The 20,831-nt window shown below is 32.4% G+C and carries 23 protein-coding genes; 16 read left to right on the top strand and 7 right to left on the bottom strand.

What is annotated here, in order from left to right; genetic code table 11:
• Positions 1-31: 31 nt before the first annotated feature.
• From B5D15_RS01070 to B5D15_RS01060, 3 genes are read right to left on the bottom strand one after another with little or no spacing between them, the layout of a single operon-like run.
• Positions 32-1,240, bottom strand: coding sequence for an ABC transporter permease (locus B5D15_RS01070; RefSeq protein ID WP_078695250.1), 1,209 nt, complete (start codon positions 1,238-1,240; stop codon positions 32-34).
• Positions 1,240-1,947, bottom strand: a complete 708-nt coding sequence (locus B5D15_RS01065) for an ABC transporter ATP-binding protein (RefSeq protein ID WP_078695249.1) — start codon at positions 1,945-1,947, stop codon at positions 1,240-1,242. The genes B5D15_RS01070 and B5D15_RS01065 overlap by 1 nt, the downstream gene beginning before the upstream one ends.
• The gene (locus B5D15_RS01060; RefSeq protein ID WP_078695248.1) at positions 1,947-3,158 is read right to left on the bottom strand and encodes an efflux RND transporter periplasmic adaptor subunit; all 1,212 of its coding nucleotides are present in this window, start codon (positions 3,156-3,158) and stop codon (positions 1,947-1,949) included. Before B5D15_RS01060 ends, B5D15_RS01065 begins: the two co-directional genes overlap by 1 nt.
• Before the next feature lie 153 nt (positions 3,159-3,311).
• On the opposite strand from B5D15_RS01060, the gene B5D15_RS01055 reads away from it, so the two are divergent.
• Entirely contained in the window at positions 3,312-4,922 is a 1,611-nt protein-coding gene (locus tag B5D15_RS01055) for a S41 family peptidase (protein WP_179122137.1), read from the top strand.
• Between the two features lie 11 nt (positions 4,923-4,933).
• On the opposite strand, the gene B5D15_RS01050 is transcribed toward B5D15_RS01055, so the two are convergent.
• Positions 4,934-5,386 (bottom strand): hypothetical protein, encoded by a 453-nt coding sequence (locus B5D15_RS01050; RefSeq protein ID WP_078695246.1) that lies wholly within the window; start codon positions 5,384-5,386, stop codon positions 4,934-4,936.
• Between the two features lie 207 nt (positions 5,387-5,593).
• Here B5D15_RS01050 and B5D15_RS01045 point away from each other — a divergent pair, with 207 nt between their 5' ends.
• A complete protein-coding gene (locus B5D15_RS01045; protein WP_078695245.1) occupies positions 5,594-6,376 on the top strand; it encodes an undecaprenyl-diphosphate phosphatase in 783 nt (260 codons plus the stop codon).
• 20 nt (positions 6,377-6,396) lie between these two features.
• Here the strand turns inward: B5D15_RS01045 and B5D15_RS01040 are convergent, their stop codons facing one another.
• Positions 6,397-7,389 (bottom strand): hypothetical protein, encoded by a 993-nt coding sequence (locus tag B5D15_RS01040; RefSeq protein ID WP_078695244.1) that lies wholly within the window; start codon positions 7,387-7,389, stop codon positions 6,397-6,399.
• A gap of 294 nt (positions 7,390-7,683) precedes the next feature.
• On the opposite strand from B5D15_RS01040, the gene safA reads away from it, so the two are divergent.
• From safA to hepT, 5 genes are all read left to right on the top strand, one after another.
• Entirely contained in the window at positions 7,684-8,301 is a 618-nt protein-coding gene (gene safA / locus B5D15_RS01035; RefSeq protein WP_078695243.1) for a SafA/ExsA family spore coat assembly protein, read from the top strand.
• 113 nt (positions 8,302-8,414) lie between these two features.
• A complete protein-coding gene (locus tag B5D15_RS15330; protein WP_179122136.1) occupies positions 8,415-8,555 on the top strand; it encodes a hypothetical protein in 141 nt (46 codons plus the stop codon).
• A 111-nt stretch (positions 8,556-8,666) separates the two neighbouring features.
• On the top strand, positions 8,667-9,290 hold the full coding sequence (locus tag B5D15_RS01030) for a mannose-1-phosphate guanylyltransferase (RefSeq protein ID WP_078695242.1): 624 nt from the start codon (positions 8,667-8,669) through the stop codon (positions 9,288-9,290).
• A gap of 87 nt (positions 9,291-9,377) precedes the next feature.
• On the top strand, positions 9,378-9,827 hold the full coding sequence (gene mntA, locus B5D15_RS01025; RefSeq protein WP_078695241.1) for a type VII toxin-antitoxin system MntA family adenylyltransferase antitoxin: 450 nt from the start codon (positions 9,378-9,380) through the stop codon (positions 9,825-9,827).
• Positions 9,808-10,242: a type VII toxin-antitoxin system HepT family RNase toxin gene (hepT, locus tag B5D15_RS01020; protein WP_078695240.1), complete on the top strand. Its 435-nt coding sequence runs from the start codon at positions 9,808-9,810 to the stop codon at positions 10,240-10,242. Before mntA ends, hepT begins: the two co-directional genes overlap by 20 nt.
• A gap of 11 nt (positions 10,243-10,253) precedes the next feature.
• Here the strand turns inward: hepT and B5D15_RS01015 are convergent, their stop codons facing one another.
• The gene (locus B5D15_RS01015) at positions 10,254-11,855 is read right to left on the bottom strand and encodes a recombinase family protein (RefSeq protein ID WP_078695239.1); all 1,602 of its coding nucleotides are present in this window, start codon (positions 11,853-11,855) and stop codon (positions 10,254-10,256) included.
• Positions 11,852-12,022, bottom strand: coding sequence for a hypothetical protein (locus B5D15_RS15325; protein WP_179122135.1), 171 nt, complete (start codon positions 12,020-12,022; stop codon positions 11,852-11,854). Before B5D15_RS15325 ends, B5D15_RS01015 begins: the two co-directional genes overlap by 4 nt.
• A gap of 193 nt (positions 12,023-12,215) precedes the next feature.
• Here B5D15_RS15325 and B5D15_RS01010 point away from each other — a divergent pair, with 193 nt between their 5' ends.
• From B5D15_RS01010 to B5D15_RS00970, 9 genes are all read left to right on the top strand, one after another.
• The gene (locus B5D15_RS01010; protein ID WP_078695238.1) at positions 12,216-12,794 is read left to right on the top strand and encodes a Uma2 family endonuclease; all 579 of its coding nucleotides are present in this window, start codon (positions 12,216-12,218) and stop codon (positions 12,792-12,794) included.
• A gap of 26 nt (positions 12,795-12,820) precedes the next feature.
• Positions 12,821-13,324: a mannose-6-phosphate isomerase gene (locus tag B5D15_RS01005; protein WP_179122134.1), complete on the top strand. Its 504-nt coding sequence runs from the start codon at positions 12,821-12,823 to the stop codon at positions 13,322-13,324.
• A gap of 96 nt (positions 13,325-13,420) precedes the next feature.
• Entirely contained in the window at positions 13,421-14,902 is a 1,482-nt protein-coding gene (locus tag B5D15_RS01000; RefSeq protein WP_078695236.1) for a methyl-accepting chemotaxis protein, read from the top strand.
• 156 nt (positions 14,903-15,058) lie between these two features.
• Positions 15,059-15,847, top strand: coding sequence for an IclR family transcriptional regulator (locus tag B5D15_RS00995; protein ID WP_078695235.1), 789 nt, complete (start codon positions 15,059-15,061; stop codon positions 15,845-15,847).
• Between the two features lie 388 nt (positions 15,848-16,235).
• Positions 16,236-16,883 (top strand): bifunctional 4-hydroxy-2-oxoglutarate aldolase/2-dehydro-3-deoxy-phosphogluconate aldolase, encoded by a 648-nt coding sequence (locus tag B5D15_RS00990; RefSeq protein ID WP_078695234.1) that lies wholly within the window; start codon positions 16,236-16,238, stop codon positions 16,881-16,883.
• A gap of 37 nt (positions 16,884-16,920) precedes the next feature.
• The gene (locus B5D15_RS00985; protein ID WP_078695233.1) at positions 16,921-17,943 is read left to right on the top strand and encodes a sugar kinase; all 1,023 of its coding nucleotides are present in this window, start codon (positions 16,921-16,923) and stop codon (positions 17,941-17,943) included.
• Positions 17,944-18,050: 107 nt separating this feature from the next.
• Positions 18,051-19,052 carry a LacI family DNA-binding transcriptional regulator gene (locus B5D15_RS00980; RefSeq protein WP_078695232.1) on the top strand — a complete coding sequence of 334 codons (1,002 nt, stop codon included), beginning with the start codon at positions 18,051-18,053 and terminating at the stop codon, positions 19,050-19,052.
• A gap of 489 nt (positions 19,053-19,541) precedes the next feature.
• Positions 19,542-20,372: a hypothetical protein gene (locus B5D15_RS00975; protein ID WP_242948657.1), complete on the top strand. Its 831-nt coding sequence runs from the start codon at positions 19,542-19,544 to the stop codon at positions 20,370-20,372.
• Between the two features lie 16 nt (positions 20,373-20,388).
• A complete protein-coding gene (locus B5D15_RS00970; protein WP_078695230.1) occupies positions 20,389-20,790 on the top strand; it encodes a cupin domain-containing protein in 402 nt (133 codons plus the stop codon).
• The last annotated feature ends 41 nt before the right edge of the window (positions 20,791-20,831 follow it).

Here is a 20,831-nt window from a genome sequence, read left to right as displayed (position 1 = left end):
GGAACCGAAATTTCGGTTCCCTTTTAAGTTTTTATTCATATCTTAGCGCTTCTATAGGATCAAGTTTTGCTGCCTTGTTTGCGGGGTACAGACCGAAGAATATTCCAACGGCTGATGAGAAGAGGAAGGATATTAGAACAACCTGTAAGGATATTACAGGTGCTATGTTTATTACTGAGCCTGCAATAAAGCCGAAAATTACCCCAAGGAGCATTCCTATTATTCCTCCTATAAGGCACAGTATAACCGATTCTGTTAAAAATTGAATTTTTATATCCTTCTGCTTTGCTCCTATAGCCTTTCTAATGCCTATTTCCCTCGTCCTTTCTGTAACGGATACGAGCATTATGTTCATAACGCCGATACCTCCGACAAGTAGGGATATTCCTGCAATAGCACCTATAACAGCAGTGAAGGTGGATAATACTTTATTTACCATGTCAAGCTGTTTAAAGCCCTCCTCTGCTGCGTATTTTCCGCTGTTTCTGTGCCTTATTTCAAGAAGCCTTGTTATTTTTGAAGCGGTTTCCTTAGAATTTGTCATGTCCTTTAGCATTACAGACATATAGGTTATCTTTGCATCCTGCATAATTCTATCGGATATAGTTATTGGAATTATGGCAAAACCGGGATAATTATCTCCAAAGGTTGATGCCAAACTTCCGCTTGGGTTTTTAACAACTCCTATTACTAATACGTTTAAATTATTCTCTCTAATGCTCAGCCTTATCTGCTTTCCTACTGCGCTGCCAGACTTAAAAAGCTTCTTTTGGGTTATGTCGTCTATAACGCAAACAGGTCTTTGGGTATCTAAATCGTGCTTATTTATAAATCTTCCCTTTAAAATCTCGAGGTTTGAAATTTTAATATAGTTCTCTGTAACCCCTGCAATTTGTGCCTGTTTTGACTTATTTTCCCCTCTTATCCTTCCAAAATCATCTATAATGGGAACGACGAACTCTACCTTTGGAATTTTCTCCTTTATAAGCTCTGCATCCTCTAAGGTTAAGTAATCGCTTGGGAGTATATCGTTGTTTGCAGGTTTTAACTGGACGTTTACAACGTTTGTTCCTATGCTTTCAAACTGGCTGGTTATATATGCTTTTCCCCCCTGACCTATTGATACAATGGTTATTACCGAGGAAATACCTATTATTATACCAAGCATTGTTAAAAAAGAACGCATTTTGTTAGCTTTTATGTTTCCTGCTGCTGATTGAAGGCTCTCTACTAAGTTCACTAAGCTCCCCCTCCTTTTGCAATTCTATTCGATACTGCCTTATCTGATATTATATTTCCATCTTTAAAAGTAACTATTCTCTTAGTGTGAAGGGCTATGTCAGCTTCGTGGGTTACCATAACGATTGTAACGCCCTCATTGTTTAAGGACTCGAATATTTCCATAATCTCCTCGCTTGATTTGCTGTCGAGATTTCCTGTTGGTTCATCGGCAAGTATTATAGAAGGAGAATTTACAAGGGCCCTCGCTATTGCAACCCTTTGCTTTTGCCCTCCCGAGAGCTCATTTGGTTTATGATAAAGTCTATCGGAAAGTCCCACCTTTTCAAGGGCAAGCTTTGCTCTTTTTCTTCTCTCTGTTGGGGATACCTTTGCATAAATCATAGGAAGCTCAACGTTTTCAAGGGCGCTGAGCCTTGGAAGAAGATTGAAGGCTTGAAAAACAAACCCTATTTTTTTATTTCTAATCTGAGCTAAATTATTGTCGTCGAGTTTTGAAATATCCTCACCATCTAATATATATTTTCCACTGCTTAATCTGTCAAGACACCCTAATATATTCATAAGGGTTGATTTGCCAGAGCCCGAGGGCCCCATAACTGCTACATATTCTTCCTTTTTAATCTCAAGATTAATATCCTTTAAAGCTTCTACCTTAAAGGAACCTGTATCATAGGTTTTAAAAAGGTTTTCAATTTTAATAATCATTATTTCCCTCCCCCTGTGTTAACAATCATTCCTTCCTTAATATTATCAGGAGGATTGTCTATATAAGTATCAGAAAGTTTAAGCCCTTCTAATACTTCAATGTCAAAATCCGTTTCTATACCTGTTTTAATATATCTTTTAACTGCTTTGTTGTTTTCAACTACATATACATATCTTTTTCCATCAGCATCTTCTTTTACAGCTTCATAGCCAATGGCTAAGACGTTCTTTTTCTCATTAAGTATTATGGAAACATCTGCTTCATATCCAGACTTTATATTTTCATCAGCATTATCAATAGATATTTCAACCCTTACCTTTGCCTGGGTGTCGGTTGCCATTCCTGAGGACTGAGCAATTTGTCCTATTTTCGTCACCCTTCCGCTGTAGGACTTATCTATTCCCTTAACTTTTATAACAGCTCTTTGGTTTAATTTAATATTTACAGCATCAAACTGGCTTACATCAACATCAACTTTTAAGGATGAAGAATTTAATATTATTATTTTATCTCCCATTTGAGGGTATTCATTAGCTTTAGCATCAAGTTTTACTACTGTTCCGTTTATATTAGCTTTTATGGTGCTTTCAGATATTTTTTTGTTTAAGTTATCAATATCGTATTTCACAGCTTCAATCTGCTTTCCAGTGGAAGAGGATGAGGAAGTATCTGTGTTTTCATACTGCATTTTAGCAAGTTCAAGCTGATTTTCAGCGTCCTTTAGTGCCTTTTGATATGTATTATATTCTTCCTTTGAAATAGCACCGCTATTGTATAATTCTTCATTTATTCTGAATTTGTTTTGTGCATTGTCGTAGTTTGACTGTGCCATATCGAGATTTATTTTTGCCTGCTTTCTTGATGATTGCGCATTTATTTTAATGCTTTCAAGATTAATTTTGGCTTTGTTAAGCTGATATTCAATATCTGTTGTGTCAAATTTTAATATTACATCCCCTTTTTTAACTGTATCACCTTCAGATACATAAACAGCAGCAACTTTTTGAGCAGAGTTTAAGTTTATTGTCTGCTGGCTTACGGAGGATAGATTGCCAGTTAAGGATATAACCCTTTGAATATCCTTTGAGGAAACTTTAGACAGGCTAAGACTTGGAATTTTATTCTTTTTTGAGGATATTAGTCCTGCAAAGACTAAAACTACAATAAAAATAGTAAGTAGCCATGCTATTATTTTCTTTGATTTTTTCATAAGACGCTCTCCCTTCTTTCTACATTACAAAAGTATTGACGGTTTTAATGATAAATATCCCATGATTTGAAAATTTAATTAAATTGTAACTTGCAAATATTAACTGCTTCGTATACTATTATAAATAAAATAAAGACTTTTGGGGTGATGACTTTGCAAAATAAAAAAAATAAAGTTTTAAGAAGTATATTATTAGTATTGCTTATTACACTATTTATTTCAAGTACTGTTTATGCATATACTGTTCTTGACGAGGCTAAATATTTAATTAAAAATTACTACATAGAAAATGTTTCAGATGAAGTATTAAATAAGCCTACGATTAAAGAAATGGTTGAAGCTCTAAAGGATCCTTACTCAGTATATTTTTCAAAAAGCGAATATAACGATTTTGTAAATGGAATTGATATGAAATTTTCAGGTATAGGTGTCAGGTTTGAAGTGGTGCCTGAGGGGGTTAAGGTTTTATCGGTGCTAAAGGGCTCTGGGGCAGAAAGAGCTGGTATTAAAGAAGGAGATATCATAATAGAAGCAGATGGTAAGAGCCTTGCAGGAATAACGGAGGATAAAGTTGCACTTTATCTTAGGGGAGATGAAGGGACAACAGTTAATGTAAAGGTTAAAAGAGGAAGCAATATAATAAGCTTTTCTATAACAAGAAAAATAATTGAAACTCCAACGGTTGAAGGTAGTATTATAAACGGGCACACAGCATACATAAAAATATCTTCCTTTGGAGAAGATACTGCAGATAAATTTGGGAATATTTTAAAGGATATGAATAAACAAAATCCTGCAAATTATATTGTGGATTTAAGGGACAACCCTGGAGGATATTTAGACACTGCCCTTAATATCGCTGGATATTTTATCGGGGATGGAACAGTAGTTAAAGTTAGAGACAGGGATGGCGATGAGGTAGAGTATAAAGCCTATAAGCATGATATTAGAATAGACAAGCCGCTTATATTTTTAGTAAATGAAAACAGCGCCAGCGCTTCTGAGGTTTTAACAGGAGCTATAAAGGATTATAATACTGCTTATATTATTGGAAACAGGACCTTTGGGAAAGGGCTTGTACAAACTATGTTCGGCCTTTCTGATGGAAGCTATTTAAAACTTACGGTTTTAAAATTTTTATCTCCATTAGGAAATGAGATAAATAAGGTAGGAATAACCCCTCACTTTAATGCGGATAGTATAACATCAGGTCTTATTGCAGAGCTTTTATCAGGATACAGCAAAGAGGGACACGATAAAACAGGCTATGCAAAGGTTAAACTTGGAAACAGGGAGTTTGAGATAGACTTAAAGACAGCAAGGCAGGAAAAATATTATAGCGCTTATAAAATGATATTAGATAAGGCAAAGGAAGAGGGGAACTATATTAAGCTTGGCTCAAGCATAGGCTGGGTTGACGTGCCTCAGGATTTAAAAAATGATGAATATTTTATGTATTATCCTGATTATAAAAAGCTTAAGGATTTAATAGATGTTCCTGTTAATAAGAAGTTTACGGTAAACTTCAATGTAAATATAAATAGAAGTACTATAGAAAACAGCATTGAGCTTTTAGAAGCAAATACGGGAAGAAGGCTTTCTTTAAGCTTTGAGTTTGTGGATGATAAAACTGTAAGGGCAGTGCCAAAGGAGAACTTAAAACAGGGAGGAGAGTACTACTTTATAGTTAATCCAACCGTTAAAGGTCAAAGCGGAGTTGAAATGAAAGAAGGGACAATAAGCTTAGTTAAGGTAATAAAATAAGATAGGATATCCTATCTTATTTTTTCCCAATTTTCGAAGGAATTTTCAACTATGCTGTCTAAGGGCCCGCCAATGTTTTCATCTAAAGGTATGTAAAGTCCCTTATATTCTTTTTTTATTTTTCCGTGGATGTCCACCATATAAGGAAAGTAATCTATAACTTCCTGCTTTGTAAAAATATAGTGGCCTTGTACATCTTTATTTTTGTCAAACAATACGCAAACAAGATAATCAAAGCATTCAGGTGTTATCTTATCGAAGAAGCAATAAAGCTTTTTATCCCTCGTTACCGAATTTCCCTTTGTGCAGCATCTTATCTGCACTTTTTTTCTTCCCTTTATTTCTATTTCCCCAGTGAAGGCAACTTCTTTATAGGGGCTTATAAGGCGTTTTTCAACAAGCTTTTTAACGGTGCTGAAAACCCCAAGCCATCTTACTGTCTGGGCATACTTATTTTTTATCATAATTTCGTTTACACATTCAAAATAATTAATAAAAATCCCCCCTCATCTTGCTTATTTTAAATATATTTTCAAATTATTAATAATATGATAATTATGTGTTTATAAAGTTGAAGGGAGATTATATTTGATGTATTCTATAAGGGTAGCGTCAGTTTTATTCTTTGGTGATTATCACTGGAGAATGGAGAAATATTAGGGAGGGATATAATGATAATAAAGGCAATAATACTTGGAATTATTGAAGGTCTTACTGAATTTCTGCCGGTTTCATCCACCGGACATTTAATAATTGCAAACAAATTTATAAAGTTTACTGGCAGCTTTGCAAATGCTTTTGATGTAGTTATTCAAGTTGGAGCAATACTTGCAGTTATAATCTACTTTAAGGATAAGCTATTTCCAAAGCTTGGGCATGCAAAACAGTCGAAGAAGGTATACAGACTTTGGGCGAAGGTAGTAGTTGGATTCTTGCCTGCAATGGTTTTGGGACTTTTATTTAACGACTTTCTTGAAGAGCATCTTTTTTATCCAAGGCCTGTTGCTATGGCACTTATAGTTGGAGCACTTCTTCTTCTATATGCAGAGAAGAGACTAAAGAGGGTAAGAGTTCATGACACCGATGAGATATCCTACAAAGATGCATTTATAATAGGATTTATACAGTGTCTTGCTATGTGGCCGGGTATGTCCCGCTCAGCCTCAACAATAATAGGAGGTCTTTTAATTGGACTTTCCCGTGAGGCAGCTGCCGAGTTTTCCTTCTTTTTAGCGATTCCAACACTGATTGGGGCAGCAGTACTTATGCTGCTTAAAGGAGGACTTGCCTTTAGCGCCTTTGAGTGGATTGTAATGCTGACTGGTACAGTAGTTTCCTTTATAGTAGCCTATGTAGTTATAGCATTTTTCATGAACTATATAAAAAAGAGGAAACTTGCTCCTTTTGCTTATTATAGAATAATACTTGGTATATTAGTTTTAATATTGCTATAAAAATAGGGTGCATCTGCACCCTATTTGTTGTTTCTTTTTATTACTTTTAATACGTCTTCGTTTTTAGTGAAATCATAATCATCAAAGCTGTTAATATAGCCTATATTTAAATTGAAGCTTAGCATTTTATTTATTTCATATACATCCTGCAAAAATATATCGGATTTTTCTGTCCAAGGAGTTTTAATCGTAATCATCATATTTGTTTTATTCTTTTCTTGAAATTCCTTAAGAATTTGAAGATTTGAAAGTATAACGTTTTTGTTTATCTTTAAGGATGCTTTATAACCTGTTGCGTACATTGGGTAGGACATCCCTTTAAAATAAATTACGGCATTTAGAGTTACATTTTTCAACTCAGGAACTGAAAGGTTTTCAAAGTTATTTTCAAAGGAACATGGATAAAGATTTAGTATTATATTTACATCTGGATAACTGTTTTGTATTTTGTTTATTATATATTTTAAAGTGTTATAGTAGTTATCCTCAAGTACATTTGTATTTTCAAGGCTTATCATTATTCCCTTAAAGTTTTTATTGCTTACATGTCTTTTTATAACTTCACAGCTCATTTTAGCAAAGTACAACGCTTCGGTGTCATTTGCAAATATACTCGATATTTTGCCATCGGAGGAAAACCCCGGACCGGAATTAATATCTATAATATAATCAATTTCAGATTTTTCAAGTTCCTTTGTATTTTTTTCAAGGGACTTTAAAGCTCTGTAGTTTGTTTTATAGGGAGCAGCAGGCATTCTGACTCCTTCCTGTGACAGCACTATTGTATTAACCTTAAGTTCCTTTATCATTGAAATATTAAAGGGCAGCCTTCCATCTATATAAACAGCTCTTATTTTATTATCAATGTCAGATACAGCAGCTTTATCTTCTATCTTGTTTTTAGCATCCTGTATAGTTGGAACTTTATTTGTTTTTGGCTCAGACATACTTTTTATAGCAGCAAAAGAGGCTAAAAGTACGAAAGAAACAATTATTATATAAATTTTTTTCATTTTCTATCCTCCCGTCAAATAGTATTATATCACATAATTTAAAATTTAAAAAAAGCAATTTTTATAGATAAAATTTTGCTTTTATATCTATAATAAGTAACCGTCCCTCTTTAAAAATAGTAAACAAGCTTAGGGACGGTTACTTATTTTATTTACTTTATTTACGTATTAGTTTGTCACTTACTAATTTGTTGGTATTTTTTACCCTCATTCTCCGGTACCGGCACTCATAGGGAAAAATTACAAGTTATAAAATATCAGACCTCTATAGAAAATAAAATAGAGGTGATATTAATGAAAAAAAAGATTTTTATATTTTTGTTTCTCTTTACACTGATTTGTTTTCCTGCCTATGCTAAGCAAAACAATGTCTATGTGGTACAGCCCGGAGACAGCATGTGGAAAATCGCTGTAAAGTATCAGGTAGGGGTTAAGGAGATAATCGATGCTAATAAGCAAATAACAAACCCAAACCTTATATATCCGGGACAGAAGATTAACATACCCTCAATAGATCAGACTATTGCAGGAATGGAAGATGAGGTTATAAGGCTTGTAAATGTTGAAAGGGCAAAGGCTGGACTTCAAGCTTTAACTAAGAATTGGCAGCTTTGCAGGGTTGCAAGGTACAAATCCCAGGATATGATAGATAAAAAATATTTCTCCCATACATCTCCGACCTACGGCTCGCCCTTTACTATGATGCAGAATTTTGGGATAAGGTTTTCAGCAGCCGGGGAAAACATAGCCTACGGACAAAGAACACCTGCTGAGGTTATGAATGCATGGATGAATTCTTCAGGACACAGAGCAAATATTCTAAGCCCTTCTTACACTCAAATAGGAGTAGGTCTTGCAAAGGATGCAAATGGAGTTTGCTACTGGACTCAGATGTTTATAAAACCCTATTAAAATACTGCTTTTGGCATAAACTATATTTTACTTTAAAAGGATAAAGGCATTTTTGTGTCTTTATCCTTTTTTTATTAATAATATAATATAAAGCGCTTTTTCAGGTGATTTATATGCTTAATATGGTTTTAATTGTGGTGGGGCTTATTATATCTGGAATAGTTATTTTAATTGAAGCTCTTTTTTCAATTATTATAAAAGGAATAATTGCAATATGCAGGGATTTTTTTGGATTTACAAGAAGATGCAGGTGAGAAAAAGGAAAGAAGAAAATATATTTTAATTTTAAGATAATAAGTAACCGTCCCCTGAAGTATTCACCAAAATAATCCCTCCGCATACTATGAATATACGGGGGGATTATTATGGTTTATGCTGTTATAATGTCGGGAGGGCTTGGCTCGAGGTTCTGGCCTAAATCAAGAAAAAGCCTTCCAAAGCAGTTTTTAAAAACTGTAGGGGAAAAGAGCATGATAGAGTGCACAGTTGACAGAATTAAAAATCTAATTGATTCATCAAAGATTTGTGTTGTTACGAATAAGGTCTATGTTCCAATAATAAACAGTCTTCTTGATGTAAAGGAAGAAAACATATTCAAAGAGCCCCTTAATAAGGAGACGGCATCTTGTATTGGTCTTGCGGCAATAAAGCTTTTGAAAAGGGACTTTGAGGCTGTAATGGTGGTTCTTCCCTCAGATCACATTATAATAGGTCAGGAGGAGTTTGAAAACACTTTAAAAAGGGCAATAGATATAGCGCAGGACGGTGATTTTCTTGTAACTATGGGAATAAACCCAACAAGGCCTGAGTCAGGCTATGGATACATTGAAAAAGGGGATGAAATGGAAAAAGGAACTTTTAAGGTAAAAAGATTTATTGAAAAGCCTAATGTCGATGTTGCAAAGAGCTTTCTTGAAAAGGGAAATTATCTTTGGAACAGCGGAATGTTCGTATGGCGTGCAGATATACGACTTACCAAAGTGCGATAGATTTATTTAGCATTATTTTAACTTATTTGTTTATTTATATTTTAGTTATGGTAAAATTATATAATAAGTATTTTTGGAGTGAAGATTATGATTCAAAACAGCTTACAAGAGGTAGAAAATATTCTCAAGGAAAATATTAATAAATTACTTTCCCAGTTTGATATAAAACTTATATATATTTTTGGCTCCTATGGAAAGGGAAACAATAGAAAAAATAGCGACCTTGATATTGCAGTTTTAATGGGTAAGTATTCACCCCTTGATAAATTAAACTTAATCGGAGAGTTTATGGATATTTTCAAAAGAGACGACATAGACCTTGTAATATTAAACGATGTAAATGAGGTATTAAAGTTTCAAGTGATTAAATATGGTAAAAATGTCTATAAGATAAGTGAAGATGAAAGAGTATTATTTGAAGCAAGGGCTATGGATGAATATATGGATATGGAGTTTTTTAGAAAAAGGCAGAAGGAAATTATGGATATGGCTTTTAATGAGAAGTGGGGTGATTTGGATGACGAGAAATATAATTGATTTAATTAATCTTAAAATAAAGGAGCTGCAAAAAAACTTACTTCATCTTGAGCAGGTTTCAAAGGTTGTAAATAAAGAAAATCTAAAGGAAGATATTATAAGGTATTGGGGAATTGAAAGAGGGCTGCATATATCAGTTGAGTGTGTTTTGGATATTTCAAATATTATTATTTCCTCATTAGGGCTTGAAAGGCCAGAAAGCTATAGAGAAACAATATTAACATTATATAAGCAGGGTATTATACCCGAAAAATTTGCAAAACAAATTTCAGGTATGGCATCTTTTAGAAATATACTTGTTCATGATTATACAAGATTAGACGAAGATGTTGTTTTGGATATATTGAAGAATAGACTCAATGATTTTTCAGTATTTATCAAATATATTAACAAATATCTTGAGGAAAATTATTAAAGAGGCAGAGTTTATTCTGCCTCTTTATAAATAATTTCAATTTTTTCATTATCCCCGTCCCAATAGATAGTTTTTATTATGTCCCTAAGCAGAGACTTTTTTTCATCCAAAGAAGCATTTTCAAAAAGACTTTCAAATCTTTCAATTGATTTTGCAAATTCCTCAATTTTTCTTTTTCGTATAACTTCAAGTTCATTATTAGCTTTAAGTTCTTGAAGCTTTTTCGTTAAGCTTAAATTTTCCTTTGATAGAGCATCTATTTTTTGAAGCAGAACTTTAGCTAAATTAGAATCTTCTGTTAAAGAGAGGGTGTTAGTTAAATTATCTATGGATTTTTCATTCTGTCTTATTTGAGTATTTAAAATTTCAATCTCTTCCTTTGGAGACATTGAGGACAGGCTTTCTTTGTATTTTAAAAGCTCATTGTAAAGCTTTTCCTTATCAAGACATAAGTTTTTTAATGTTTCAATTACAATGCTTTCAACCTCATCTCCTTTTGTATTTTTGTTATCGCATCTTGTTTTCCCAGAATTAAGCTTTAATGTACAGGCATAATAATATGGTTTTTCACCTGTTTTTTTATTTAAAACTCCATAGGTAATCTTCATTGTACTTTTGCACTTTGCACATTTTATAAGACCAGATAAAAGACCAGATTTTGATTTTCCAAGCCTCGGCGCACTGTCCTTATTTTTTTCTAATATCCTTTGAACTTCAAGCCAATCTTTAGCTTCAATAATTCCTTCATGCTTTGCAACGGCACACACCCAAAGGGTTTTATCCTTATACTCAGCTTTTCCCTTTCTTTTGTTGTATAGCAAAAGCCCGTTTTTTCCATTAGGCTCACCTATTACATTAATGCCCATTCCTTCAAGATAGTCAAAAACATCTTTAGTAGCTTTAACATAAGCTGGATTATTAAGTATGGTTTTAATCTTCATCTTAACAAAATCTGTTCCCTTTTTTGTTTTAATGTTATTCTTTAGAAGATATTTTTCAACTTGGCTTAGAGATTTAAACTTTAGGTAAAGCTCAAATATAAGTTGAACTATTTCAAGTTCCTCTTTAATAGGTTCAAGTTTAAACATTTTCTTTTGTCGACCGTCTTTATCATTATAATTAATAGGTATACTTTTAAATCCAGTAGGAGACTGACCTCCAAGCCACCTTCCACCCTTTGATAGTTCAAGCATATTATCCCTTATCCTTTCTGCTATAGTTTCTCTTTCAAGCTGGGCAAATACGCTTGCAATATACATCATAGCCCTTCCCATGGGGGAAGATGTATCGAACTGCTCTGAAACTGAGATAAAACTTATATTATACTTTTCAAGAAGCTGTATAAGGTGAGCAAAGTCGGCTATGTTTCTGCTAACTCTATCGAGCCTGTAGCATATAAGGGTATCAAATTTTTTATCCTTTGCATCCTTTAGCATCCTTTGAAATTCAGGTCTTTTAATATTTTTTCCTGAAAAACCTTCATCCTCATATATTAAATAATCAGTAATACCAATCTTTTCAAGATAGTCTTTGCAGATAGTAATTTGATTATCAATTGATTCACCTTTTCCTGTGTATTTTGATTTCCTTGAATAAATTGCTGCAATCTTCAACTACATTCCTCCTGCTTTATAGCTTTTTTAATAACCTCAATTAAATAATCAATTTCATCAGCATTTGCATAGAAATTAGATTTGATAAGATTTAGAACTGCTTGTGTGTATAAATCGTTTAAACTTTTAAGAGATAGATTTGAATTTTTGATTGTTATATTAGACATAACCCCCACCTTAAGGATTGATAGGAAATGTAGTTGCATATTTGCTTTGATTATTCTAATATAAATATATAGATTTTAATTGTAAAATATTAGTAAAACAAAGCAATAAAGAACTTGTTTTTCTAAGTTAGGTGAAATAAAATCAAATTAAATAAAGCTGAAATAATAAAAATAACATTTGAGGGGTGGTTATATGGCAATTCCTAAAAGGAATGACATTCATACGTATAGAGATTATTTGAATTTTGATAAAGATGCAAGAGTTGAGCTTATAGATGGACAATTTTTTGCGATGGCACCAGCACCTTCAAGAGTACACCAAAAAATAGTTACTGAAGGAGCGAGGATTATAGGAAATTTTTTAGCTGAAAAGAATCTAAATTGTGAAGTATATGTTGCACCATTTGATGTAAGATTAATTGAAGAAGATGAAAGTGAAGATTCCTGTAAAAATGTTGTTCAACCAGATATTTCAGTTGTGTGTGATAAAAATAAATTAGATGATAAGGGTTGCAAAGGTACACCAGATTTTATAATAGAGGTTGTTTCACCATCAAATGCTTCAATTGACTATGTGAAAAAGCTTTATTTATATGAAAAGTTTAAGGTTAAAGAGTATTGGATAGTAAATCCCGAATCAAAAAACGTGCTTGTATATATATTAAATGATAAAGGGCAATATGGTGAACCACAGAAATACACATTCAACGAGGGTATATGCTGTAGTGTATTTAAAGGTCTTGAGTTTAAATTAGACGAAATTTTGAGCTAAAATTGTGTTATAATAACAATAAAAATATGAGAATATATTATCCAACTTTGGTAAATAATGATGATAGACTCCTTAGGGAGATAAAAAAGTATCTTCCGGATCTTTATAAAAACCTAATGAGGATGTATGAATATATAGGAACAGAGAAGGAAGAGGAGATTATAAATGAGGAGTACTCTAAAATAGATGGCATTTCAATTGACTTTGGAGTTATGCAAAGGACTCATAGGGCTGTTGTACTTGAAACATCCTTTGATTGGGATGATATAGGAAGCTTTGTGTCCCTTGAAAGATTTTTGAATCATGATGAAAACAGCAATATAGTAACAGGATGTAAAGCTGGCCTTTTAGATGTTTATAACACTATGATACTTGGTGATAAAAGGCTTATATCTGCAATAGGCCTTAAGGATATGCTAATAGTTGATACTGAAGATGCTCTTTTAATATGTCCTAAGGACAGGTGTCAGCAGATAAAGGAGCTTGTAAAGGATTTGTATAAAAAAGATGAATTTGAAAGGTTCATGTAAAAACTGCCAAAGGGCAGTTTTTATTTGCAAAAAAAAGGGATTTTTTATTTTGGATAGAAATATATATTATAACATTTCTAAGAATAAGGTGATAGGATGGAATATTTAAAGTTAATAATTATTATTTTATTATCTGTTTTTATCTCGAAAATATTATCATATATTAATTTCTCTCATTTTGCCATATATGTATTTATAGCTGCTTTTGCAAGTTTAAGCACTTACTTTTATGTAAAAAAAGTTAAAACTGTTGAGAAAAATGTATATATTGAAAAGGAAACAATTAATCTAAAGGAAACCTCAAAAAAACTTGCTGATGCGAGTAAAGATTTGTATGTTTCTTCAAATGAACTGATTAAATCATCAAGTGAAACCATGGAGTTTTCATCAGAGATTAGAAAATTAGTTGACGAGGATGCAAATAACATAAAATCTATCGATGATGAAGCATCTCATATTAATAATAAAGCAGTATTTATCAGAGATTTATCAAAGGATACGGCTAAGCTTTCAAATGAAAGCATTGAGGTTATAGTGAACAGTGAAAATACTATAAAGAGTATAATAAAAAACTTTAATGATATAGTTGATATATATAAGAATTTTATTCATACCACTGATTACCTAAAATCAACTTCAGAAAAAATATTTTCAGTATCCCACAGCATAGAGCAAATTGCTAACCAGACTAATTTATTGTCGTTGAATGCAAGCATTGAAGCGGCAAGAGCAGGAGAACATGGGAAGGGTTTTGCTGTTGTTGCAAGTGAAGTCAGGAAACTTTCAGAACAGGTAAAATATTTTAACATGGAAATAAAGAAACTAACCAGTGAGCTTCAAAGCAATATAGAAAATATGCAAAGCATTAGCAGCAGTAGTAATGGGAAAATAGCAGAAGTAAACAATACTATAGTTAATATAGATGATGCCCTTAAAAATATATTTGAAGCATCAAATAAACTTGACAAGAAAATTGATGAAATAAAAAATGAAGCAAAAGAGGTTCAAATTTCAGCAGACAGGACAAGAGGAAAAATTAACACATTAAAGTTTTCCCACGACAGGACTTTGGAATTTATTCAGACAACCTCTGAGGCAGTTGAGAACCAAAGAATAATAATCAGTGCTTTAAATTTTGTAACAGATAAAATTTCAAATCTAAGCAATGAGTTTTTAGAAAATGTTTTAGATGAAGATGTGGATAGTAAATTAAAAGAAATAGGCGAAATAATAATTGAATATTCTGGTGATAAATCCCCAGATGAATTAATGAAATTATGCAGCAGTCTAAAAATAAATGATATCTATTATTCAAATGATAAGGGACGATTTGAATATGCCACAACAAAGGATGCAATAGGATTAAATATTTTTGAAATCGATAAACGCTATGTTGAGTTTTACAAATCTAATGAGGATATAAAAATATATCCTCTGACAAGAAGGCTTGATACAGGAGAACTTTATAAATTTATGGCACTAAGAAGGAAGGATGATAAGGGAGTAATTTCAGCAGGGATATCTATAGATAATCTTTTGAGTTTGTCAAGTGCCACCCAGTTGACAAACTCAATATAGGGATTTTATAGGGGCTGTCTTAAGGATTTAAGGCGGCTCTTTTGCATAAGAAATACTTTAAAAATGATATCATTTTAGTTTATCCTAAAGAGCTTATATGATAAAATTAGATTTAATGGATTTTTCTTAGATAAATTTAGTAATCGAGGTGATTATATGACAAAGGAATCAGAAAGCAATGTACAATCCGTTGAAAGAGCAATATTAATTTTAGAAAAGCTCTCTGAGGAGAAAAAAGGATGCGGTGTAACTAAAATATCGAAGGATGTTGGGCTTAGCAAGAGTACAGTTCATAGATTGCTTTTAACTCTTATGAATAAAGGATATGTTGAAAAGGAAATTGACAGCGATAATTATAGGCTTGGGAAAAGAATACTATATCTTGCAAATTCAATACTTGACAGCCTTGATATAGGAAATGTATCAAGACCATATTTAAAGAAACTTGCTCAGGTAACAGACCAGGTTGTACATCTTGCTGTTCTTGATGGAGATAAAGCAATATATATTGATAAAGTTGAAAGCGATACCAATAAAAGAAGCGTTAGAATGAATTCGCAGATAGGAAAAAGAATTCCTCTCTACTGTACAGCTGTTGGCAAAGTTCTTTTGTGGGATTATGATGAAAACTTTATAAAAGCGTTAATAAAAGAAAAAGATATGATTAAGTACACACAAAATACAATAACAAATATTGATGGACTGATTAATGAATTAAAAAAATCAAAGGAAAGATGCTATGCAGTTGATGAGGTTGAATTTGAAGAAGGAATTAGATGCATAGCAGCACCTATATATAATAGAGAAGGGAAAGCAGAAGCTGCAGCAAGTATATCAGGTCTTACAATACATATGACAGATGATAAAATGAAGGAGATAAAGAAAATATTAATTGAAATAACAGAGGAAATTTCATATCAGTTAGGATATATTAAAAATAAATAAAATTATAAATTTTATATGGAATTTTTATAAAAGTAATGATAATATAATAATGGAACAAATTGAAACATCGTTCCATCATGTGAAACAGATAAGAGCTTTTTATTAAATTTATAAAATAACGAAACTATTTTTCCTAACGATGTTTAGAGTAAAGTTATTTTTATATATCATATTTACAACATTATCTGATTAAATTTATATATAAAAAATTTTTCGGCTCTTTACAAAGTAAGGGATAGATATTTAAAAAGAAATTATATTTTTTATAGGAAAATAATGAAACTATGTTTCATAATATGGAACGAAATTAAATGACAAAATGCTTTTATATGCTTAAGGTAAAAATTAAAGATTAAAAATTAAATGGATTATTATAGGAGGTATGAGAATGAAAAGGATTGAAACTATTAAAAAAATAGTAGACAGCGGGGTAGTTGCTGTTATAAGAGCAGAGTCTAAAGAGCAGGGAATAAAAATAGTTGATGCTGTTAAAAAAGGCGGAATAAATATTCTCGAAGTTACCATGACGGTTATAGATGCTGTTGATATTATAAAAGAGCTTTCACAGGTTTATAAAGATGATGATGATGTTGTAATAGGTGCAGGAACAGTACTTGATCCTGAAACAGCAAGGGCTTGTATATTAGCAGGCGCAAAATATATTGTAAGCCCGAGTTTAAATCCTGATACTATTAAATTATGCAATAGATACAGGGTTCCTGTTATGCCGGGAATTATGACTGTAAGGGATGCTATTGAAGCTTTAGAGCTTGGAGCTGAAATTTTAAAAGTATTTCCAGGAAGTGCTTTTGGGCCTTCAATAATTAAAGACTTTAAAGGACCTCTTCCACAGGGTAATTTTATGCCTACAGGAGGGGTAGACTTAAATAACGTTGAGGAATGGATTAAAGCTGGTGCTGTTGCAGTAGGCACAGGAAGCAGCCTTACAAAGGGAGCAAAAACAGGAGACTATGAACTTGTAACAAGAACTGCACAGCAATTCGTAGAAGCTGTAAAAAAAGCAAGACAAAAATAAATAGAATTAATATATAAATATTGAGGAGGCAAATATAATGAGTAAATTTGTAACATTTGGAGAAATAATGTTAAGACTTGCCCCTATGGGTTATGAAAGGTTTGTTCAGTCAAAGGAATTTTCAGTTGTATATGGCGGAGGAGAAGCGAATGTTGCTGTATCCCTATCTAATTATGGGAAGGATGCATATTTTGTATCTAAAGTTCCAAAGCATGAAATAGGACAATGTGCAGTTAATGAGCTTAGAAAGTATGGAGTAAATACTGACTACATAGCAAGAGGCGGAGAAAGACTTGGAATATATTTCTGCGAAAAAGGAGCATCACAAAGACCATCAAAGGTTATATATGACAGGGCTCATTCATCTATATCAGAAGCTTCAAGTGAAGACTTTAACTGGGACGAGGTTTTTAAAGATGCACAGTGGTTCCATTTTACAGGTATAACTCCAGCTTTATCAGATAATTGTGCTGAAATTACTTTAGAAGCTGTAAAAAAAGCAAAAGAAAAAGGAGTTATGGTAAGCTGCGATCTTAACTACAGAAAAAAGCTTTGGAGCAGCGAAAAAGCAGGAAAAGTAATGGGAGAGATAGTAAAATACTGCGATGTTATAATTGCAAATGAAGAAGATGCAGAAAAAGTATTTGGAATAAAGGCAGATGCAACAGATATTGAAAGCGGAAAGCTGAGCGAAGAGGGATATAGAAAGGTTGCGAAAGAGCTTTTTGACAGATTTGGTTTAAAATATGCAGCTATAACTTTAAGAGAGAGCTACTCGGCTTCAGATAACGGCTGGTCAGCTATGATTTATGATGGTAAGGAATTTATAAGATCAAGAAAATATGATATTAGAATCGTTGACAGAGTTGGCGGCGGAGACTCCTTTGCAGGAGGACTTATATACGGATTATCCTCAGGAATGGGCAGCAAAGATGCACTCGAGTTTGCGGTTGCAGCATCCTGCCTAAAACATTCAATTGAAGGAGACTTTAACCTTGTTTCTAAAGAAGAAGTAGAAACTTTAATGAAGGGTGACGCATCAGGAAGAGTGCAAAGATAATAAATTTTAATACTTATGAAAATTTTTATAAAATATATATTGTTAACGTGTGCAAAACATGGTATAATTCATACTGTAGTTTAGGTTAGCCATGAAGGTGAATTGTTATGAACGTTACAATTAAGGATATCGCAAGACTGGCAGGAGTTTCTCATACAACAGTATCGAGGGCTTTAAACAACAGCCCTCTTATAAAGGATGAAACAAAAAATAAAATTAAAGAAATAGCCCAGCAGCTTAATTATGTACCTAATTTAAATGCTAAAAATCTGGTTACAGATAGAACATTTAATATAGGTTTGTTCTTCTCTACATTAAATATAGGAACAACACCTTCATTTTTCAATCAAACTGTAAAGGGTGTAAACAGCATAATTAAGGATAAATATAATTTAATAATTAAAGGCATAGATGATTATAAAGATTTCAACTTAGTTACATCAAAGAGATTTGACGGAATAATTTTGATGAGCCAAAGCGAAAAGGACAATCTGTTTATATATAATGTTATAGAGAAAAAAATACCTATTGTTGTTCTAAACAGGGAAATAAAATGTGATTCTATCATCTGTATATTAACGGATGATAGAATCGCCTCAAAACAAGCAGTTAATTACTTAATAGATAATGGACATAAGGATATTGCAATCATTTTAGGTAAGGAAGGATTTAAATCAACAGAAAAGAGAAAACAGGGGTATTTAGATGCTTTGATGGAAAATAAAATCTTTATAAATAATGATTTTATAGTTCAAGGTACATATGATTTCAAAAGCGGATATACGGCAATGGAAAAGCTTTTGTCATTGCCTAAAGTGCCCAGCGCTGTTTTTTGCTCAAATGATGATATGGCTATAGGAGCAATGAATGCAGCTTTTCAGATGGGATTAAAAGTACCTGATGATATTTCTATTGTTGGTTTTGATGACAATAGCATCTCTCAATTTTTAAACCCTTCCTTAACGACAGTTAACAGGCATATTGAAGATATTGGAAGAGAAGGTGCTAAAATGATTATTGAATTGATTGAAAACTGTGAAGCTAATGGTATGATTAAATACATGGATGCCGAGCTTGTTATCAGAAAATCAGTAAGTAAAAATGCATAATTTCTTATAGCTAAATATGCACACGTTAACAATTTTCACTTTAATTATTGTGATAGGAGATGAAAAGCTATAATTACGAACAGGGATTTATTAAAAAAAGCAGTTTTAAATGAAATTGAAAACGTAAAAATAACAGATATTCATACACACCTTTTCCCAGAAAGCTTTAAAGAACTATCATTATGGGGTATAGATGAGCTTCTGACATATCACTATCTTTGTGCGGAATATTTCAGATATTCTGATATTGAATACGAAAAATTCTTTAAGCTTTCAAAAAGAGAGCAGGCTAATGAAATATGGGAAACACTGTTTTTACAGCATACGCCTGTTAGTGAAGCACAAAGAGGGGTTTTAACTGTATTATCTAAGCTTGGGTTTGATATCTCAAAAAGGAATCTGGATGAATACAGAAAATATTATGATTCAATAAGCACAAGTGATTATATAAATAAAGTTTTTGAGATTTCCAATGTAAAGGAAGTTATAATGACAAACGACCCTTTTGATGAAAAAGAGAGGCAGATATGGCAAAAGGGATACATTAAAGACAGCAGGTTTATTTCATCATTAAGAATTGACCCCCTTTTAAATGATTTTGATAAGATATATTTAAAATTAAATCAATGGGGATATGATGTTAAATTTGATTTGGATGATAAATCAATCGAAGAAATAAAAAGATTTTTATCTGAATGGGTGAGGAGAACCGATTCAGTATATATGGCAGTATCGCTGCCTCCATCTTTTACGATAATAAATGATAATACATACAAAAAGAAGATAATTGAAAAATGTGTATTGCCTGTATGCAGGGAATTTAATATTCCCTTTGCAATGATGATAGGTGTAAAAAGAGCTGCAAATCCAAGACTGAATTTAGCTGGGGATTTTCTTGGTAAGGCAGATATAAGTGAAGTTGAATATTTGTGCAGAGAGTTTATGGATAATAAATTTATGGTAACAATGCTCTCTAAAGAGAATCAGCATGAACTTGCAATTTTAACAAGAAAATTCAGAAACCTTATGGTTTTTGGATGCTGGTGGTTTTTAAATAACCCAAGCATGATAGAGGAGATAACAAGAATAAGAATGGAGACCCTCGGATTATCCTTTATTCCTCAGCATTCAGATTCGAGAGTAATAGACCAGCTTATATATAAATGGTATCATTCTAAAAAGATAATTTCATCTGTACTTATAGATAAATATCAAGACATCATGGATTCAGGCTGGGCAATAAGCGAAGAAGAGATAAGAAGAGATGTAGAAAGCATCTTCAGCACTAATTTTTGGGATTTTATTAAAAAACAAATTTAAAGCAGTGGAGGGTAAAATGGTTGAGATAGTAAATATAGAGGGCGAAGGATTTAAGCCTCTTATAGATTTTAACTCTTGGAGAGTTGCACAGAACACCTATTGTAATGAAATAAATGATATAGAGAATGTTAAAACCTTTGGAAGACACCTTGAAACTGATGAAGTTTTTGTGCTTCTTGAAGGACAAGCTGCGCTCTTTACAGCGGGCTTCGAAGAGAAAATGGGTGAAATAAATGTAACTGTTCTCGAAAAAAATAAACTTTACAATATTAAACAAAATCAATGGCATGCACTAATTTTAAATAATAACTCGAAGGTTCTGATTATTGAAAACAGAGATACTAATGAAAAAAATTCAAACATCTATCACATTACTGAAGATGACAGAAAAAAAATGAAGGAACTTTTAATCTGCTGATAAGTAAATAATTTACCTGTTAAGGGTAAAATATAAAATAA

Source organism: Caloramator quimbayensis (genome assembly GCF_900167605.1).
Classification (GTDB): Bacteria; Bacillota; Clostridia; order Clostridiales; family Caloramatoraceae; genus Caloramator_B; species Caloramator_B quimbayensis.
This window is presented reverse-complemented; position numbering and strand designations above follow the sequence as displayed.

Coding starts and splice junctions, on each gene's coding strand:
- B5D15_RS01050 (WP_078695246.1), bottom strand. CDS start 5,386: ATGATAAAAAATAAGTATGCCCAGACAGTAAGATGGCTTGGGGTTTTC.
- B5D15_RS01010 (WP_078695238.1), top strand. CDS start 12,216: ATGGCAATTCCTAAAAGGAATGACATTCATACGTATAGAGATTATTTG.
- B5D15_RS01005 (WP_179122134.1), top strand. CDS start 12,821: ATGAGAATATATTATCCAACTTTGGTAAATAATGATGATAGACTCCTT.
- B5D15_RS00980 (WP_078695232.1), top strand. CDS start 18,051: ATGAACGTTACAATTAAGGATATCGCAAGACTGGCAGGAGTTTCTCAT.
- B5D15_RS00975 (WP_242948657.1), top strand. CDS start 19,542: ATGACAAACGACCCTTTTGATGAAAAAGAGAGGCAGATATGGCAAAAG.
- B5D15_RS00990 (WP_078695234.1), top strand. CDS start 16,236: ATGAAAAGGATTGAAACTATTAAAAAAATAGTAGACAGCGGGGTAGTT.
- hepT (WP_078695240.1), top strand. CDS start 9,808: ATGACGAGAAATATAATTGATTTAATTAATCTTAAAATAAAGGAGCTG.
- B5D15_RS00985 (WP_078695233.1), top strand. CDS start 16,921: ATGAGTAAATTTGTAACATTTGGAGAAATAATGTTAAGACTTGCCCCT.
- B5D15_RS01060 (WP_078695248.1), bottom strand. CDS start 3,158: ATGAAAAAATCAAAGAAAATAATAGCATGGCTACTTACTATTTTTATT.
- B5D15_RS01040 (WP_078695244.1), bottom strand. CDS start 7,389: ATGAAAAAAATTTATATAATAATTGTTTCTTTCGTACTTTTAGCCTCT.
- B5D15_RS15325 (WP_179122135.1), bottom strand. CDS start 12,022: ATGTCTAATATAACAATCAAAAATTCAAATCTATCTCTTAAAAGTTTA.
- mntA (WP_078695241.1), top strand. CDS start 9,378: ATGATTCAAAACAGCTTACAAGAGGTAGAAAATATTCTCAAGGAAAAT.
- B5D15_RS15330 (WP_179122136.1), top strand. CDS start 8,415: ATGCTTAATATGGTTTTAATTGTGGTGGGGCTTATTATATCTGGAATA.
- B5D15_RS01030 (WP_078695242.1), top strand. CDS start 8,667: ATGGTTTATGCTGTTATAATGTCGGGAGGGCTTGGCTCGAGGTTCTGG.
- B5D15_RS01065 (WP_078695249.1), bottom strand. CDS start 1,947: ATGATTATTAAAATTGAAAACCTTTTTAAAACCTATGATACAGGTTCC.
- safA (WP_078695243.1), top strand. CDS start 7,684: ATGAAAAAAAAGATTTTTATATTTTTGTTTCTCTTTACACTGATTTGT.
- B5D15_RS00995 (WP_078695235.1), top strand. CDS start 15,059: ATGACAAAGGAATCAGAAAGCAATGTACAATCCGTTGAAAGAGCAATA.
- B5D15_RS00970 (WP_078695230.1), top strand. CDS start 20,389: ATGGTTGAGATAGTAAATATAGAGGGCGAAGGATTTAAGCCTCTTATA.
- B5D15_RS01045 (WP_078695245.1), top strand. CDS start 5,594: ATGATAATAAAGGCAATAATACTTGGAATTATTGAAGGTCTTACTGAA.
- B5D15_RS01000 (WP_078695236.1), top strand. CDS start 13,421: ATGGAATATTTAAAGTTAATAATTATTATTTTATTATCTGTTTTTATC.